The sequence below is a fragment of the Pseudarthrobacter cremeus genome (assembly GCF_051857465.1).
GTDB lineage: Bacteria > Actinomycetota > Actinomycetes > Actinomycetales > Micrococcaceae > Arthrobacter.
Window position 1 is genome coordinate 15,737 of sequence record NZ_JBPZHC010000018.1, and the last position, 16,279, is coordinate 32,015.

Here is a 16,279-nt window from a genome sequence, read left to right on the forward strand (position 1 = left end):
GGATCGCTGCCGGCATCGCCACCGCGACCAGTTGCCTCTGGCTGGTCCACGAATCCCTTGAATCGACCCAAGCCCACTTGCACGCCGACCTGGGTTTCAAGCAATGGGCGCTGGACCGGACCGCCGGACACTATTCCCGGGCGCTACTCACCGGCAGACACCCTGCTGGAATTTCTGGAAGCCTCTGAGTTATTGCGTTTCCAGCACCTGCCCGGCCCTGAGGTATGGGTTCAGGCAGACCTCGGCATGATCTGGACACCGGGATAATCACGCTCGAGCTCCTTCAGCCCGACTCGCTCCGAGACCGTCCGATCCACCTCGGTGCCGCCGTTTGGCCTCGCGGTCCTTCACCCCTGAGTATTTGAAGCTTTGAGCGCCACTATTCGTGCGGTTCAGCGCCGGGGTTTGTGCGAGAGAGCGCCAGCGGTCGCGTGGCCTGGCGCCTCTGACGCCCTTCGTGACAGTTACGAAGCGTCTCGGCGCCGACACCGTACGCGGTGGTCACCTCCTTGATCGGCTTGGACGTGTTTACCACCTTGCGGCACAGGTCGTCCTTGAACTCCTGGGTAAATCGTTTACGTGATGCGGTCATGCTGATCTCTACTTTCGGTAGACCCCCACTTAAAGAAGGCCCACAGTCCGAGATCTCCGTGGCAGCTTACTCGCCGGTGGCGGGTGACATGGTGACAGCAGGGGCCTGCGCAAGCGATCTCCTTAGGAAGATGTTGTCGGTCAGAAGCTGTCGCTTCGGCGCGCTGTGGCCGGCCGCGCGACGGTTAAGAGTCAACACGGACCGCGGGGCTGTTAGACAAGGTGTCGGTTCTCGGCAACAAGAGGAGTGGAAGGCATTGAGTTTTCTGTTTGGTTCGGCGCCTTCATCGGTTCAGAAATGCCAAAACTGCCTATCAGATAAGGATCGACAGAGGATTCTCCATGCGCTGCTTGAACGCAGCCATCAGGCGGGCAGCAACTGCTCCGTCCACGACCCGGTGGTCGGCAGAGAGGGTGCAGGTCATGACAGTGGCGATTGTCAGTTCTCTGTTGACGACGACGGGTCGTAATTCGGCAGAGCCGACGGCAAGAATACCGGCCTGCGGAGGGTTGAGGATCGCGGTGAATTCTTTCGTCCCGAACATGCCCAAGTTGCTGACGGTAAACGTTCCTCCGGAAAGTTCGCCGGGGCGGATTTTTCCAGTCTGGGCCCGTGCGGCGTAGTCTGCGATGGTTGAGCTGATTTCGGTTATCGAAATCGTATCGACGCTGCGGACGACGGGGGTGACTAAGCCGCCATCAGTGCTTATGGCGACCGAGATGTCGGCGTGACTGTACCGGATGATGCTGTCGCCGTTGAAGCTGACGTTTGCATCCGGTTCGTCACGCAACGCCAGACCGATTGCCCTCACGACAAGGTCGTTGACCGTAATTTTGCGGACCGCGGTGGCATTGACCTGCTTGCGCAGCTCGAGCAGGTTATCCATGCGTACGTCCAGGGTGAGGTAGAAATGCGGGACACTTGTTTTGGATTCGGTCAGCCGGCGTGCGATTGCGTGGCGCATGCGGGTGAAGGGGATAGTTTCACCGCCCGGCTGAGCGGGTCCCCGAACCGGGGCCGGGGTGGCAGCCAAAGGAATAGTCGAAGCCACCTGGTCCGGCACGGGGGCAGGGATTGCGGCCGTCGATGTGAGCTGCGCCGCGATTACGCTTTCGACGTCTTGGCGGATGATTCGTCCGTCGGGTCCGGACCCGTTGAGCGCGGATACATCCAGACCGTGTTCACGGGCAAGTCGGCGGGCCAGCGGGGAGCTGAACACGCGTGCGGTGTCGACGTCAGGGCCGGAAGCGGCGCTGACGTGCTGTGTCGGAGCTTCGCCGGGTTGGGAGGAAGCGGTCGCTAGGACGGCCTCGATGTCCTTCTCTGCGTCGCCGACCGCCGCGATGACGGCGATGGGGGCGCCAACGGCGACCGTTTGACCGGGTTGGGCGATGAGCCGGGCGAGGATGCCGTCCCCTTCAGCTTCCATTTCCACGGTGGCTTTCTCGGTTTCGATTTCAGCGATGGGTTCGCCGGCAGTGATGGAGTCGCCGGTGGATTTGAACCATTTGTAAAGCACAGCCTCGGTCGCGTCAGCGAGGATGGCCGGCATGTTCAGCAATGTTGCCATAAGAGTTTCTCCAGAAACGGGTAGCCGTGGGTCGGCGGGAGGTAGGAGCGGTAAAGGGCAGGCCTTAGCGGCCCAGATTGTGGGCGGCAGCGGCCAGACCCTTGTCCATTTCGGCGCGGCCTGCGAAGGCTACCCTTTCCAAGACCTTGGAGATGCTCGGCGACGCTTCCGCCCCGGTGACGCGCTGGATGGGCTGGTCCAAGTAGTCGAAGAACCGTCGCTGGATTTCGTCGCTGAGCCAGTTGCCGTAGGAGGTGCCGCGGGCGCCTTGCTCGGCGATCAGGACGTTGTTGGTTTTCTTGATGGATTCGCCGATAGTGTCCCAGTCGATGCTTGCCGCGTCCAGCCAGCGCAGGTCAATGATCTCGGCGTCGAGCTCGGCGTAGGCGGCTGCATCCAGGGCGGGCTGGACCATAGCCAGGTAGGTCAGCACGGTGATGTCGCTGCCTTCCCGGCGAATCGCGGCCCTGCCGAAGGGAATCTGGTAGTCAAAGTCGTTGACGGGGGCTGCGCCGCTCCTGGTGTAGAGGTCCACATGCTCTAGGACGACGACTGGGTCCTCAAGCTGGAGTGCGGTGTTCATCAGCCCAACGTAGTCGAATGGGGTGGACGGGGCGACGATTCGCCAGCCGGGCTGGGTCGCGAAAATGCCGGCCGGGTCCATGGAATGCTGCGAGCCGTAGCCGGTTCCCATTGCGACCTTGGAACGAAGGACCAGCGGCATTTTTCCTTCCCCGCCGAACATGTGGCGTGCCTTGCCGATCTGGTTGAAAAGCTGGTCGGCGGCGACCCACATGAAGTCCGCGTACATGAACTCGACCACGGGCTTGTAGCGCCCGTCCATGGCCATACCTCCGGCGAGCCCTGCGAATGCATTTTCACTGATCGGGGTGCCCAGGATCCTCTCCGGATGGGCGTCCTTGAGCCCGCGAGTGGCACCGTTGGTGCCGCCTTTGAGCCGGTGGACATCCTCGCCCATGACAACGACGGATTTGTCACTGTCCATCCGTGCGTGCATCACGTCAGCGACCGAGTCGATGAATTTGCGCTCGGCGAGCTCACCGCTGAACGTGGCTTCCTCCTCGGTGCGTGCCCCCTCGAGTTCGGAGAGATCGCCGCGGACGCCGACGTCAACGAAACCGGGATCTGGCCACAGCTCGGGGCGGATCCTTCGTTTGCCGGGCTTGGCTTCGGGGTCCTGCTCAGTCAGGGCGGCGACGGCGTCGTCGCAGGCGTTCTTGATTTTCCCGTTCATGTCCTTGATGGCTAGGGCGTCCATGTGTCCCAGATTCTTGAGTTCTTTTGCGACACGAAGGATGGGGTCACGGTCTCGCCATGACTTCTCCTCGGCCTTGCTGCGGTAGCCGAACGCACTGCCGGGGAAGGGGCCGTTCTGATGGAAGTAGCGGTAGACCTCGGCTTCGATGAGCGCCGGGCCGTTGCCGGAGCGCATATGTTCGGCGGCTTGTTCCATTGCCAGGTGCACGGCTAAGGGGTCCATGCCGTCAACCCGCCAGGACCGGATACCGAAGCCAGGGCCGCGGCCGGACAGGCGGGACTCCCCGGTCACTTCCGCTACGTGCGTGGACACAGCGTAGAGGTTGTTCTCGATGAAGAAACACAGCGGAAGCTTCCACGCTGCGGCGAGGTTCATCGTTTCCAGCGCCGAACCGATGTTCGTCGCCCCGTCACCGAAATACGTCACGGTTAGGTCAGTGTCTCCACCGGTCCGGGCACCATCGTGCTTCTGCGCCCAGGCATTGCCAGCGGCCAGCGGCACGCCGCCGCCGACGATCGCGTTCGTCCCCAGTGCCCCGGCTTCCGTCCACTGAAGGTGCATCGAGCCCCCACGGCCACGGCTGAAGCCCTGCTCCAGTCCGAGAATCTCTGCCAGCGTACGCTGAAGCAACTTCCTGACATCTTCTCTGAGAGGAGAAATCGGGTCCATACGCCCGCCCGTCTGTCGCGCCAGATAGGCAAGTGACTTGGCCAGGAACTGATGATGGCCTCGGTGAGTCCCGTTGACACCGTCACCGGGACGCAGATCAATCGCAGACCCAACGGCGCCGCCCTCCTGCCCGATGCTTGAGTGCGCCGGCCCATGCACCAGACCCTCACCGGCGAGCTCAAGGACGCTCTCCTCGAAAGAACGAATGATCTGCATCTGCACCAACATGGTCTTCAGTAGCGAAGGGTCTGCCTTCTTCCAATCAGCTTCACTAGTGCGCAGTTCGACCCATTCGACATCGGGCGTGAGCGGTGTTGTTTCAGCCATCGGAATTCTCCACGGAAGGTATTGGGGCCCTACCGGAACGAAGGATCCGGGCGGGGTGACTCGGGTCACTAGTTTCCACGATACTTATTAGTCGGATCCAATGCAACCGTTATCTTGGTCAAAACATTCCCAAAGAAGGGATCTGGACGTAGTATTGGATCCAATATTGATACACGTCAGCGTGACTTGGACAGGAGTTTCATCAATGAAGAACAATCTGCGGCCCCCTGTTGCTGCTATCACGGGAGGGGCTTCAGGCATAGGCCTGGAGTCGGCCAGGCGCTGGATTGCCGACGGTGGAACGGCGGTGCTGTTAGACCTTGCACGGCCGGCCTTGGATAAGGCGCTGGCGGAGCTCGGTGGTCGAGCCCGGGGAGCCGTTGTTGACGTTGCTGACAACGCCAGCGTCCTCGCCGGCTTCCAGAGCATCCGAGAAATCGAGGGCAGACTGGACGCCGTAGTCAACTCGGCTGGGATTGCCCGGCCAGGCCCCAGCAGCCAGGTAAGCGACGAGGAATTCACGCACATGCTGGACATCCACCTCACCGGCGCCATGCGTTCGTGTCGGGCGGCGTATCCGTTGCTGAAGAGGACCGGCCGCGGTACTATCGTCAACCTGGCATCCGTGGCGTCGCTGACCGGCATGCCGGGGCGGGCCAGCTACACCACAGCCAAGGCCGGCATCGTGGGACTGACACGGACACTGGCCGTGGAGTGGGCACCCGACAGGATCCGCGTGAACGCGGTCGGGCCCGGCTATGTGCGCACGGCGCTTACTGACACGTTGGTGGCCGAAGGCAAGCTTGACGACGCCTTGATTAAGGCCCGGACCCCGCTGGGACGCTTTGCCGACCCGGAGGAAATCGCCGAGGCCATTCACTTTCTGTCCACCCCGGCGTCCTCGTACGTCAATGGGCATCTGCTCATGGTCGACGGCGGCATGACCGTGGACGGGAACTGGTACTCATGAGCAGAATGGATTTCGATTTCACCGGCAAGGTCGCACTGATCACCGGCGCTTCCGGTGGCATCGGCAAGGAAGTAGCCCGGACCTTTTATGACGCTGGGGCGCACCTGGTGTTGATGGACTTGCATGAGGTCCGCTTGCGGGAACTGGCCGAAGAGCTTGGGGCTGGCAAGCGGATTTGCGCGGTGGCCGGGGATGCTTCCAACCCGGCTAATATCTCGACCGCTCTTGAACTGGCGCGCACACGATTCGGCGGATTGGACTTCGTCATTCCCGTGGCAGGGATCTACCCGGAGTCCCCGGTCGTCGAGATTAGCGACGACCAATGGCGACAGGTGATGTCCGTGAACCTGGACGGTGTGTTCCAGCTTCTGCGCGCCGCCATCCCCATGGTGCGTCCGGGCGGGGCAGTGGTGAATTTCGCATCTGTTGCCGGACACCGCGGAAGCAAGAACCACGGCCACTATGCGGCCAGCAAAGCCGGCGTAATCGCCCTGACCCGAAGTCTGGCCCATGAGGTGGGCCCCGGGATCCGGGTCAACGCTATTTCGCCAGGCACCATCGAGACTTCTATGGTCGCGGACCTTGTCAAAGCCCGGGGGGCTGACATGCTTACCGGAACGCCCCTCGGACGGTATGGAAAGCCCGAGGAAGTGGCCGCCGTGGCTGCATTCCTTTGTAGCGGGGCTTCCAGCTTCATCACGGGCGAAACTATCCATGTCAACGGCGGCCTGTTCATGGCCGGCTAAGCGGCATATGCCGTCTCTTCCGTCGTGAACACCTTAAGCTGAAAGACATGGCATTGAACGGTAGGCACAGTCCGGTAAAAGAGGCTGCTAGTCGCCGCATTGCCGACAGCCTTCGGGCCGGAAATTCTCAGCGTTAGTCTTCAGCCGGGCCAGCGTATACGGCAGGAAATCGTGTCCGAGGAATTCGGCGCTAGCCGCCTGCCGGTCCGCGAAGCGCTGGGGATCCTGGAATCCGACGTGCTCGTCAGGCTGGCGGCCGTAAACTACACCGACGACGACATCACGCGTTGGGCGGAAATGGCCGCCACTATCGAAGCCGCCGACGATGTCGAACAATATCTAAAGCTGGACCGCAGTTTCTATCTGGAGAGCTAAGCAGTTTCTATCTGGAGAGCTAAGGGGCAGCGAAGATGCCAATGCTGTACTCCATGGCGCGCGGCTGTGGAACACGACGCAACATTCCCCGGGCCTACACCCAGTTGATCGGTGGGGATGGACTCCGACTGACGCCCTGCGAACGCCGGCTGATGGTGGAGACGTTCAGGCGCGGCGACGGCGAAGAAGCCGAGCAGCTGATGTATGGGCACCTCCGGCGAACGCGCCAGGAACTGGCCCGCCACCCGGATATTTTCTTCGGAGAATGCCCTCGGATCCTCAGGCGCGAGTGTCCCACAGCCTTACGGTGGCCTCTTTTTCATAGGCCTTACCGTTGGGGAAGCTGACGAGTTCACATTGCATGCCCCACGGGGACAGGAAATACACCCAGCGCTGGCCAAAGCTGGGCCCAGTGCTGGCCGTCGGGCTGCCCAGCACGCGGAGGCCTTTGGACTCCAGATAAGTTACCGCCGTGTCCAGGTCATCAACGTAGAACGCCAGATGGTGACCGCCGACGTCACTGTTGCGCGGCAGCACGGTGTTTTGCGCAGGAGTCTCATACTGGAAGACCTCAAAGTTGGAGCCATTGGCGCACCGGTAGAACCGGATCTCGCGCATCGTCGTGTCCCGGTCGACGTTAAGGTGCTCGGCCATCCAGTTACCGTTGGGCAAAAACGGCCCGAGCGAGTAGACGCGCACACAGCCCAGGACGCCAACGAAAAATTCGTGTGCCTGTTCCATGTCCGGAACGGTAAGGCCAATGTGGTCCGTGCCCCGAAGCCCGGGCAATCCTTGATCGCTGTTCATCGCTCTCCTTCATGGAGTCGTGGCCGCCAAACCCTCCGTGTTGGATCCATATTCCTGAATGTGAAGTGCAACGACGATAATGGGTAGCTATTTGGTTTGTCGCTGGATCCAAGCCATGTCAGTGTAGTCCAACGTAATGCACGTCACCAATGTCGGTGACCATCCCCAGGAGCTTCCATGTCAGACTTCCCGTCCTCAACCACGGTCCAGGACCGGCCCCCGGTTCTGTCCTCACGGGCCGCCTCCAGATCCAAGGTCAAGTCCCTCGTCGCCAGTACAGTTGGCAATGTCCTCGAGTGGTACGAATGGAGTGCCTATGCGGTGTTCGCGCCCTTCATCGCCCAGGTGATGTTCGAATCGTCGAACACGGCGTCCGGAATCCTGGCCACCCTCGGCATCTTTGCTGTCAGTTTCCTCTTCCGCCCACTCGGCGGCGTCGTCTTCGGCTGGATCGCCGACCGCAAGGGCCGCAAATTTGTACTTGTAACCACCATGCTCATGATGGCAGCCGGAAGCTTGGTCATCGGCGTCATGCCTACCCACAACAGCGTGGGCGTCTGGGCTGCGGTCATCCTCCTTGTCGCCCGGGTTATCCAGGGCTTCGCCCACGGCGGAGAGTCGGCAACGTCCACCACCTATGTTGCGGAAATCGCACCGAACAACCGCCGGGGACTGTGGTCCTCGGTTATCCACGTGGCGATCGTCGGCGGATCCATCCTGGCCTACCTGCTCGGAGCGGTCATCACCGATGTACTTGACAAAGAAGACGTCATGGACTGGGGCTGGCGCATTCCGTTCCTGCTCGGCGCCGTACTGGCCGTCGCCGCCCTGCTGTTGCGTCGCCACATGGACGAGTCGGACGTGTACGAGGAAGGAGACGCCTCGCCGGCGCAGGTTCAGGCCGAGGCCAAGGCGTGGCCGCGAACGCGCATCATCAAGACGGCTACGCGCATGGTCCTTTTCACTGCAGGCATCACGGCTGTGCACTACACCTGGAGCAGCTACATTTCCACGTACGCCATCACCAGCCGGGGCATGGACCCGTCGCTGGCCTACTGGATGAGTCTGTCCGCGCAGGGCGTAGCGCTGATCAGCTTGCCGCTGTTCGGTATGCTTTCGGACCGCATCGGACGCAAGCGCCAGGTGCTGTTCTTCGCCATCAGCTCCTCCGTTTTGGTGTTCCCTCTGTCCGCCATGGTTTCGGACACTTGGTGGTCCCTGTTCATCCCGCAGGCAATTGCACTGACCCTTTGGGCGCTGGCGTCCTCCATCTTCGCGGCAATGCAGGCCGAAAATTTCCCCACGAGCATGCGCACGCGGGGGATCGGTTTCGCCTATTCGCTTGGCGTCGCGCTCTTTGGCGGCACCGCACCATATCTGAACCAGCTCTTCGTAGGTTGGGGCCTTGGCTGGATCTTCAGCGTCTACATTGTTGTACTTTGCATATGCACCCTGGTCGCGACGCTGACGATGAGGGAAACCCGCGGAATCGACCTGCGTGAACTGGATAAAGCTATGTAACCCTCTTGCGAAACAATCCCAAATTCGTCGGCGCAACGTGTCCGCCGCACCGGCGATACGGCCGTCTCGCCGGTGACCCGTGGTAATAGATGGGCCGCACCGACGGGCTTAGATGTATATCTCGATATTCCCACTTGGCCTCCTAGTAATCCTGTAGAGGAAGACAGGGACACGCCGTAGGGAACGAACACCTACCTACCTTGCCAGAACTGAGGGGACACGCGACACCTAAAGAGTGGAGAGGCACCGTGGCTCGGCCACCTTCGTTGGAAAACTGGCGGTGGTCGGGTGTGTCCGTTTAACGGTGGGCCCGGCGTTGGCATTTAGTTGATTCTCTCTCGGGCTCTGAAGCCGCGGCTTTGGCCTCAGTCAATCGCGCGGTTGGTGCTGATATTGGGTGATGTCAGGCGGCTTCTGCTCAGTATCCGGAGACTGTGTGTGGGACGTAGGGATTTTCCAGTTCGGCTTTTCCTCGGGGGTGAGCGTCAGTTCCAGGGAGGCGAGGGCGTCCTGAAGGTGGGCCGGTTTGCTTGCCCCGACAATCGGCGAAGAGACGACGTTGTTGGAGCGGACCCAGGCCAGGGCGACCTGGGCGCGGGGTACGCCGCGGCGTTCGGCGATGACGCGCACGGCTTCGGCGACCGCCCTGTCGCTTTCCTCGGTGGTGTAGAGGGTCTTGCCGAACTCGTCCTTCTCCGAGCGGTTGGTTTTTTCGTTCCAGTCCCGTGTGAGCTTCCCGCGAGCCAGGGGACTCCAGGGCAGTACCCCGATCTTCTGGTCCGCGCAGAGGGGGAACATTTCGCGTTCCTCCTCCCGGTAGATCAAGTTGTAGTGGTCCTGCATGGTGACGAAACGGGTCCATCTGTTGAGTTGCTGCAGGTGCAGCGCTTTGCTGGACTGCCAGGCGGCCATCGAGGATGCGCCAATGTAGCGGACCTTGCCGGCTTTGACGACGTCGTGAAGGGCTTCCAGAGTCTCCTCGATCGGCGTGGCGGGGTCCCACCGGTGGATCTGGTACAGATCCACGTAGTCCGTTGCCAGCCGGGTCAGGCTGGCATCAAGTTCGGCGAAGATGGCCTTGCGTGACAGGCCCCGCCCGTTCGGGCCCAGCCGCATCACCCCATGCACCTTCGTGGCGATGACGGTTTCGTCCCGGCAGGTGAAATCGGCCAGGGCCCGGCCCAGGAATTCCTCGCTCGAGCCGTTGGAGTACACGTTGGCAGTGTCAAAGAAATTGATGCCCGCCTCCACGGCCTGGCGGATCAGCGGCCGGCTCTGGTCCTCCGGCAGCGTCCAGGGATGCGGACCCCGGCCCGGGTCCCCGTACGTCATGCATCCCAGGGCCAGCGGCGAGATGTCGAGTCCGGTGTTGCCGAGTTTGATGTATTCCACGTTCGTCCTCCGCCAAATAGTCGTAGTCACAGTCCCGGGCCCGGCCGCGGGCCTTGGCCCCACGCTATGTGAAAAACGGCCCACTGTGGGCGTACGCACGGTGTCCCGGCCGATCCCACCGTGACAGTGCCGCGGGCAGAGGCAGATGCCGTCGGGTTTTGAAGAACCAGCGACTACTTTGCGGCGAGGCACTGATCGTTGGCGCCGGGCCGTGGCGGGGGCTGGTGCCGCCGCAATGGCTCCCTTGTTTTCGTGTGTCTGTTGTATCCGCGGACAGGGTCTGAGGGGCGCCACCGGTCATGCAGCTGTCCGCCGGTCGGACCAGAATGATTCGAAGGGGGTGGAATCATTATGCAGAGCCTGGACACTCAGTGCCGTGCGGGCGTGCCCGGGAGCCTGCAACGAGTGCTGGCAGGACCCGGTGCCAGTCGAGGTTCATATCTTCCAGCAGGATCAAGCCTTTCTGGGCAAAGAAGCGCCGCACCCTGTCCTATCAATGCGGGTGCGGCTGTTTGGGGGAGGTTTTTGGTGGGGGAGAAGAGGGCGTGTGGACAGTGTCCACACTTTGGGTCTCGGACTGGGTCGTACCGGTGCCGGATCGGGTCGGACTCCGCAAGTTTTCGCGGATTCCCAGTGTTGGCAGGGCCTGGAATGCAGTTCGAGTCCCACCTTGGGCACAGCATTCCCCCTCGTCAGAGGGGGTTTTGCTTTAACGTGTGTACGAAGCTTGTGGTGGCGTCCCTCTGACGCTAGGGCACGGGCTGTGGCCTGGCCGCCGCGGTGGCCTGTTCAGGTGTGGGGTGCGGGTTCAAGGCCCTGGCTGGTGGGCCTTCCGCCTGCTGTGGTCTGGGTATACGGTTCCTCGTTCCGGTTCTGTCGGGTTGGTCGGGGGTGGCCAACACCTGTTCATGGTCCGAGGGGAGCGGGGACCACATGACCCAGCCGATTCTGGCGCAAAGATTTCTTTGAAGGCTGCTCCCTGGCGTCACGCGAGCTCGGGGTGCTCTGTTGTCCTGCCAAAGGGGGTGTGGACAGTGTCCACAGTTACGTCTGCTTTAAGGAACGTGTACGTGCCCGACTCACACACCTGGCGCGCTCGGGCGCGTGATGTCAGGTTTGGGTGTGCCCCAACCTGACAACCACCCTAGCCAATATCGGAAATATGGTGGAATGCGAAGATGCACGAGAGCGACCCTGCTTGGGCGAACTTGGTGTTGCGTCGGTGGACTTTCGCGACCGAGCGATGAACGGCGTGCCAGGCTTCCTCGATGACCTGGTCCCTGTCGACCGGAGGCCCGCTAGTTGGAGGATGCCGGGGCTCCAAAATACGTTGAAAGCCGTCGTGCCCCATGGCAGGCTAAGTCGATGATGCTGGGTGAGGAATCAGGTTGGTGGAGGATGCCTTCTCGGAGGCCGCTGACCGATAGGGACGCGATCACGTGGCCGCGGTGATCAAAAATTGGGGCGCCTACGGCGGCCATTCCCAGGGTTACTTCGTCGTCGCTAAGGGCGAAGCCGGCATCGCGGATTTCTTTGAGTTTTGCATAGAATTCCGCTCGGGATTGCGCGCCGAGGTTGAAGTCCGAGCTCTGGCCCATGACCGCGGCGTACCCCTCCCAGGACTGGGGGGTGTCGAAAGCCAGCAATGCGCGGGGTGCGGCACCGATGTGCAATGGCAATGAGCTGCCAAGGGCCAAGCGGCGACTGTTGACTCGCTTACCGTCTATTCGCTCGATACATACAGCTCGTAGACCGCTCCTGATGCAAAGGAATACTGTTTCCCCGGTTGCGTCGTGGATCTCGCGAAGCACGGGAAGCGCTGCCCGCCGCAAGTCGAGTTGGTTCAACAGGTTGCCCGCGAGGGAGATCATCTTACTGCCGATTCGATAGGAACCGCGGTGGCCAAGCTGTTCTATCCAACCGGCTTCAATCAGGGTGCCTAACATGCGGTAGACGGAGCTGATGGGTTCGCCTATGAGGTCGGCGATTCTCGCCGAGGTTGAGACGCGTTCGACGGCCAGCGCATCCATGAGGGAGCTGGCCTTGGCCAATACCGATTCGGTCGGTTCGGGGGCAGCGAACTGATGGGCGGTCGGGATCGGCTTGAATTCCGTCATGAGATTGGTCAGGGTCTGCGCGGCAGCAGCGAGAACGGTTTTGGCTTGGTCCTGTTGGTTGAGGACCTGGTCGACCAGACCTGCTGCTGTCAAGGCACCGAAAATGCTGCCGTCCGGGTTGAATACGGGAAATCCCAAGGCTGCGATTCCGTCGACCACCTCGTTGGATTCCATTCTCCAGCCCTGGCGTTTGGTGTCTGCAACCAGCTTGCGAAGTGTCTGGGCGTCAGTGGGCGTCCTTGACGCCAATTGCGTATAGGGAGCTTTGGCAAGGATCTCGTTGAGTACTTCGGGGGATTGCCATGCCAGGAGCACGTGGGATGCGGCGCCGGTGTGGAGTGGAAGGATCCGCCCAGATGATAGTTCGTGGAGATCGACTTCCGTGGAGTCGACTTGCTCCAAGCAGACGGCGGTCCCGTTGCGTGGTATCCAGAATGCGGCTGTAAGCCCAAGCTCGGACTGGATACCCTCGAGCAGGGTATTGAGGGCCGCATGATCCAGGAGGGCAGCGGTTGCCGCTTCCGCCAACCGCAAGATCCCAGTGCCTAATTCAACGAGGCCGCCCGGGGAACGGCGCAGAATCCCTGACTGTTCCATCGAACTGATGATCCTGTAGACCGAAGGCCGCGGTTCGTTGACAGCTTTAGCCAGGTCCGCCGGAGTCGAGGGGCCGAGGGCGGATGCTTCATCCACCAATTGTGTTGCTTTGAGCACCAGCTGAATCAGCTTGGCTGGTTGCGGCATAGTGTACCCCTTGAATCGAACTACTTCGCGCCAGGCGAGGTGAATTGCAGGACGTCATCCTTCTGGTTCATGCGCAGGGAGAAAAAATTCGGTTCACCGGGCAGCGGTCTACAGCAACGACACAGGCAGAGAGTATCCCACGAACACCCTGTCCATTATATGCAACGTGCACTCAAGGTTGGCTGCGCTACGCCGATCTGGACGGGTCAGCCGCTTTGTTTTGGTGTGATCTGCAGCTCCACCGCCTGGTCGTCGGTACACGGACTGGGCCGAACTCCCCAGCAAGGGGGAGCTGCCCTGGGCCAGTGACGGGAACTCACCGACCATGGGGGCGTGCGGACTGGCGTTGGAGGCTATGAGACTTCCAGCCCTGCTTCGGCGTAGGCGGTCCTGGCGCGCTGCCCGGTGAGAATGCGGATGAGTGCTTCAGGTGCCGGTCTCCCGGCGGCTGTAGCCGCGAGGGCTATTGAGAAGCTGGTGTAGTGCTGAACGGGGTCAGGTAAGGGGGCGATGAACTTTGCGCCGGGTACGTGCAGGAGTTCGCTTATCTGCTGGACGGCGAGGTCTGCCCGTCCGTCTATGACGGCTGCCGTGGTGGGTCCGTGGTCGATGAGCGTGGCTCGGGAATTGACCTCGTCGGCGATGCCGAGCTTTGTGATCAGGGTCTGGAAGTACAGTCCGCTGGGGCTGCTGCGGGAGTAGGCTACGGAGTTGGCCGCGGCCAGGGTTCCCGCCAGGGATGTGACTGTGGAAATGTCCGGCTTTTTTATCTCGGGGGACGCTGCGATGCCTATTCCGGATTTCGCCAAGGGGACTACTGAGCCGGGCAGGAGAATGCCCGTGGCCGCCAGGTCTTGGAGGGTGTCGGAGATGCCGATGATCACGTCCGGTAGTGCGCCGGCCTCGATCCGCTGTACTAACAAGTTGGTTGAGGCGTAGATGATGTCCACGGTGGCGCCGAGGTCGGCGCTGTGTGACTCCAGACTCAGGCTTTCCATGGCTGACTTCAGCGCGGCAGCGCAGAAGAGCGAGACTTTCGGGCCATTTTCGTCGGTGCTCATGTGGCTGTCCTTATCCGGGGTCGGGAATGCGGGCAGTGCCCAGCGAGGAAGGTGGGAGTGGGCACGAGGCGCTGTCAGTCCCTTGTCGGGTCCGGCGGCCCGTCAGGTGCTGGCGGCTGTGCTCGGTCTGACCGGTGGCAGGAGGTCTAGCTTTCGGTCGGGGCCAGGACGATGTTGAAGCGGGTTCTGGCCCAGGACCTGCCGTCGAGGTCGCGTCCGTCGGGTGCAGCGGTGCCGGGTGCCTGTTCTTCGAAGTCCCTGATGAGGGATTCCTTGACCCCGAAAACGCTGTCGTGCTTCAACAGTTCGTCACCGCGGACGAAGATATGCGTTACCAATGTCCGCAGGCCCGGTGCGGTGACCATGAAGTGAAGGTGCGAGGCGCGCATGGGTGACCGTCCGACGGCCTCCAGCATTTCCCCCACCGGTCCGTCGTGGGGGATCGGGTATGGGGTTGGGGTCAGTCCCCAGAACCGGTAGTTGCCCTCGGTGTCGCTGAAGAGGTGGGCGCGGCCGGATACTCGCTGGTCAGAGTACTGCACGTCGTAGAAGCCGTCTTCGTCGGCTTCCCATACTTCAATTCTCGCGTTGGGGATGGGGTTGCCGGCGGTGTCTTTGACGCTGCCTTCGACCCAGCATGGCTGGCCGGGAGCGGCGCCGGCGATGTCCCCCCCGTTCTCGATTTCCGGTGCGTCCTCGACGAAGAAGGGGCCAAAGACTGTGGCCTCGGTCGCGTTGTCGATGGTTTCGTTGTTGACGGCGATTGTTTGCATCGATGCTCCGAACACGTCGGAGAGCAGGATGAATTCCTGCCGTTTGTCGTCGGTGATGTGGCCGGCTGCGGTCAGGAAGTTGATGGCGGCGTTCCATTCGGCTTCTGTCAGCCGCACTTCACGGATAAAGGAGTGGATATGCCGGGTCAGCGACTGCATGAGTTGCTTGAGTCTCGGGTCTTGGCAGTTCTCGAAGGAGGCCAGCACATTCTGGATCAGTTTCTCCTCGACCTTCTGCTGGGCCTCGGAGACGGGGTGCGGGCCTGGATGAGTGCCGGTTTCAATGACTCGTGTCTGGTTGGTCACGATGGTTTCCTAGCTGTAGGTGGGGCGGCGGCGGTGCCTGTTCGGGGTGGGATGGGCCGGTTCTCTAGGCGCGTACCAGGGCCTGGGATGCGTCGTCGAGGTCCTGAAGTTCGACGTCTGCGAGTCTGATGTCCATGGCCTCCAGCAGCGGGGGGACCTGCCCTGTGGTCCGCGCACTGGCGATGGGGGCAACGACCCCGGGTTGTGCAGCCAACCAAGCCAGTGCGATGGAGGCGGCCTGGACATTATGGTTCGAAGCCACGAGACGCAGAACGTCCAGGACCCTCAGTCCTTGAGGCGTGAGGTACTTGGAAGCGTCGGCGGCCCGGGGGCCCTCGATCGGCGCCGTCCCGGCATATTTTCCTGTCAGGAAGCCGTGGGCCAGGGAGTAGTACGGCATGACTGCCAGCCGGTGTTTGTTGGCCAGGGGCAGGGTGTCTGCTTCGATGCCCCGCTCCATGAGGCTGTATTGGGGTTCCAGCGCGACGGGGGTGTGGAATCCTTCCCGCTCGGAGATCCTCAGCCATTCCTCGATACGCTCTGCTGAGTAGTTGGAGATTCCGATGGACCGTATCTTGCCTTCGTCCACGAGCGAGGACATCGCGGCGATGCTGTCGGCCAGAGGTGTTCCCGGGTCATCGAAGTGCGCGTAGTAGATGTCGATGGTGTCGATGCCGAGGCGGGTGAGTGAGCCATCGACGGCGGCACGGATGGTCTGCGGGGCCATCCCCTGGAGGTCGGGGTGGTGACTGACCTTCGTTGCCACCACGAGGTCATCCCGGTCGGGCCGGCCGGCCAGCCACGTGCCGATGATGGATTCGGACTCGCCGCCGGAATTTCCCTCTCCCCAGAAGGAGTAGGAATCTGCGGTATCCAGAAAATTCCCGCCACCTTCGATGTAGGCGTCGAGGATCGCGTGCGAGGTGTCGGTGTCGGCGGTCCAGCCAAAGACGTTGGTGCCAAGCGCCAGGGGCGATACTTCGATCCCCGGGGCGATGGTCCGTTTGGTGGGCAAGGTCGGTCTCCTAGG

The 16,279-nt window shown here is 61.7% G+C and carries 11 protein-coding genes and 2 pseudogenes; 4 read left to right on the top strand and 9 right to left on the bottom strand.

Annotated elements, in window-relative coordinates; genetic code table 11:
• Window positions 1-463: 463 nt before the first annotated feature.
• The 3 genes and pseudogenes from ACS5PJ_RS21130 to ACS5PJ_RS21140 form a co-directional block, all read right to left on the bottom strand.
• Window positions 464-592 (bottom strand): annotated as a pseudogene (locus ACS5PJ_RS21130) (transposase); the annotation flags it as partial.
• A 313-nt stretch (window positions 593-905) separates the two neighbouring features.
• Complete coding sequence (locus ACS5PJ_RS21135) at window positions 906-2,162, bottom strand: dihydrolipoamide acetyltransferase family protein (protein WP_439436814.1); 1,257 nt, start codon at window positions 2,160-2,162, stop codon at window positions 906-908.
• A gap of 64 nt (window positions 2,163-2,226) precedes the next feature.
• A complete protein-coding gene (locus tag ACS5PJ_RS21140) occupies window positions 2,227-4,437 on the bottom strand; it encodes an alpha-ketoacid dehydrogenase subunit alpha/beta (RefSeq protein ID WP_439436815.1) in 2,211 nt (736 codons plus the stop codon).
• A 205-nt stretch (window positions 4,438-4,642) separates the two neighbouring features.
• Between ACS5PJ_RS21140 and ACS5PJ_RS21145 the strand changes: the two genes are divergently transcribed.
• From ACS5PJ_RS21145 to ACS5PJ_RS21155, 3 genes are all read left to right on the top strand, one after another.
• On the top strand, window positions 4,643-5,407 hold the full coding sequence (locus ACS5PJ_RS21145) for an SDR family NAD(P)-dependent oxidoreductase (RefSeq protein WP_439436816.1): 765 nt from the start codon (window positions 4,643-4,645) through the stop codon (window positions 5,405-5,407).
• Window positions 5,404-6,153 (top strand): SDR family NAD(P)-dependent oxidoreductase, encoded by a 750-nt coding sequence (locus ACS5PJ_RS21150; protein WP_439436817.1) that lies wholly within the window; start codon window positions 5,404-5,406, stop codon window positions 6,151-6,153. Before ACS5PJ_RS21145 ends, ACS5PJ_RS21150 begins: the two co-directional genes overlap by 4 nt.
• 171 nt (window positions 6,154-6,324) lie before the next feature.
• Window positions 6,325-6,528: a GntR family transcriptional regulator gene (locus tag ACS5PJ_RS21155; protein WP_439436818.1), complete on the top strand. Its 204-nt coding sequence runs from the start codon at window positions 6,325-6,327 to the stop codon at window positions 6,526-6,528.
• A 279-nt stretch (window positions 6,529-6,807) separates the two neighbouring features.
• Here the strand turns inward: ACS5PJ_RS21155 and ACS5PJ_RS21160 are convergent, their stop codons facing one another.
• The gene (locus ACS5PJ_RS21160; protein ID WP_439436819.1) at window positions 6,808-7,335 is read right to left on the bottom strand and encodes a VOC family protein; all 528 of its coding nucleotides are present in this window, start codon (window positions 7,333-7,335) and stop codon (window positions 6,808-6,810) included.
• 177 nt (window positions 7,336-7,512) lie between these two features.
• Between ACS5PJ_RS21160 and ACS5PJ_RS21165 the strand changes: the two genes are divergently transcribed.
• Window positions 7,513-8,856, top strand: coding sequence for an MFS transporter (locus tag ACS5PJ_RS21165; RefSeq protein ID WP_439436820.1), 1,344 nt, complete (start codon window positions 7,513-7,515; stop codon window positions 8,854-8,856).
• 418 nt (window positions 8,857-9,274) lie between these two features.
• Here ACS5PJ_RS21165 and ACS5PJ_RS21170 read toward each other — a convergent pair.
• The 5 genes and pseudogenes from ACS5PJ_RS21170 to ACS5PJ_RS21190 all read right to left on the bottom strand — a co-directional run bounded on the left by ACS5PJ_RS21170 (window position 9,275) and on the right by ACS5PJ_RS21190 (window position 16,264).
• Window positions 9,275-10,248 (bottom strand): annotated as a pseudogene (locus ACS5PJ_RS21170) (aldo/keto reductase).
• 1,298 nt (window positions 10,249-11,546) lie between these two features.
• Window positions 11,547-13,109: an IclR family transcriptional regulator gene (locus ACS5PJ_RS21175; protein WP_439436821.1), complete on the bottom strand. Its 1,563-nt coding sequence runs from the start codon at window positions 13,107-13,109 to the stop codon at window positions 11,547-11,549.
• 353 nt (window positions 13,110-13,462) lie between these two features.
• Window positions 13,463-14,170 (bottom strand): molybdate ABC transporter substrate-binding protein, encoded by a 708-nt coding sequence (locus tag ACS5PJ_RS21180; protein ID WP_439436822.1) that lies wholly within the window; start codon window positions 14,168-14,170, stop codon window positions 13,463-13,465.
• Between the two features lie 146 nt (window positions 14,171-14,316).
• On the bottom strand, window positions 14,317-15,162 hold the full coding sequence (locus ACS5PJ_RS21185) for an intradiol ring-cleavage dioxygenase (RefSeq protein ID WP_439436836.1): 846 nt from the start codon (window positions 15,160-15,162) through the stop codon (window positions 14,317-14,319).
• Window positions 15,163-15,313: 151 nt separating this feature from the next.
• Window positions 15,314-16,264, bottom strand: coding sequence for an aldo/keto reductase (locus ACS5PJ_RS21190; protein ID WP_439436823.1), 951 nt, complete (start codon window positions 16,262-16,264; stop codon window positions 15,314-15,316).
• Window positions 16,265-16,279 lie beyond the last annotated feature (15 nt).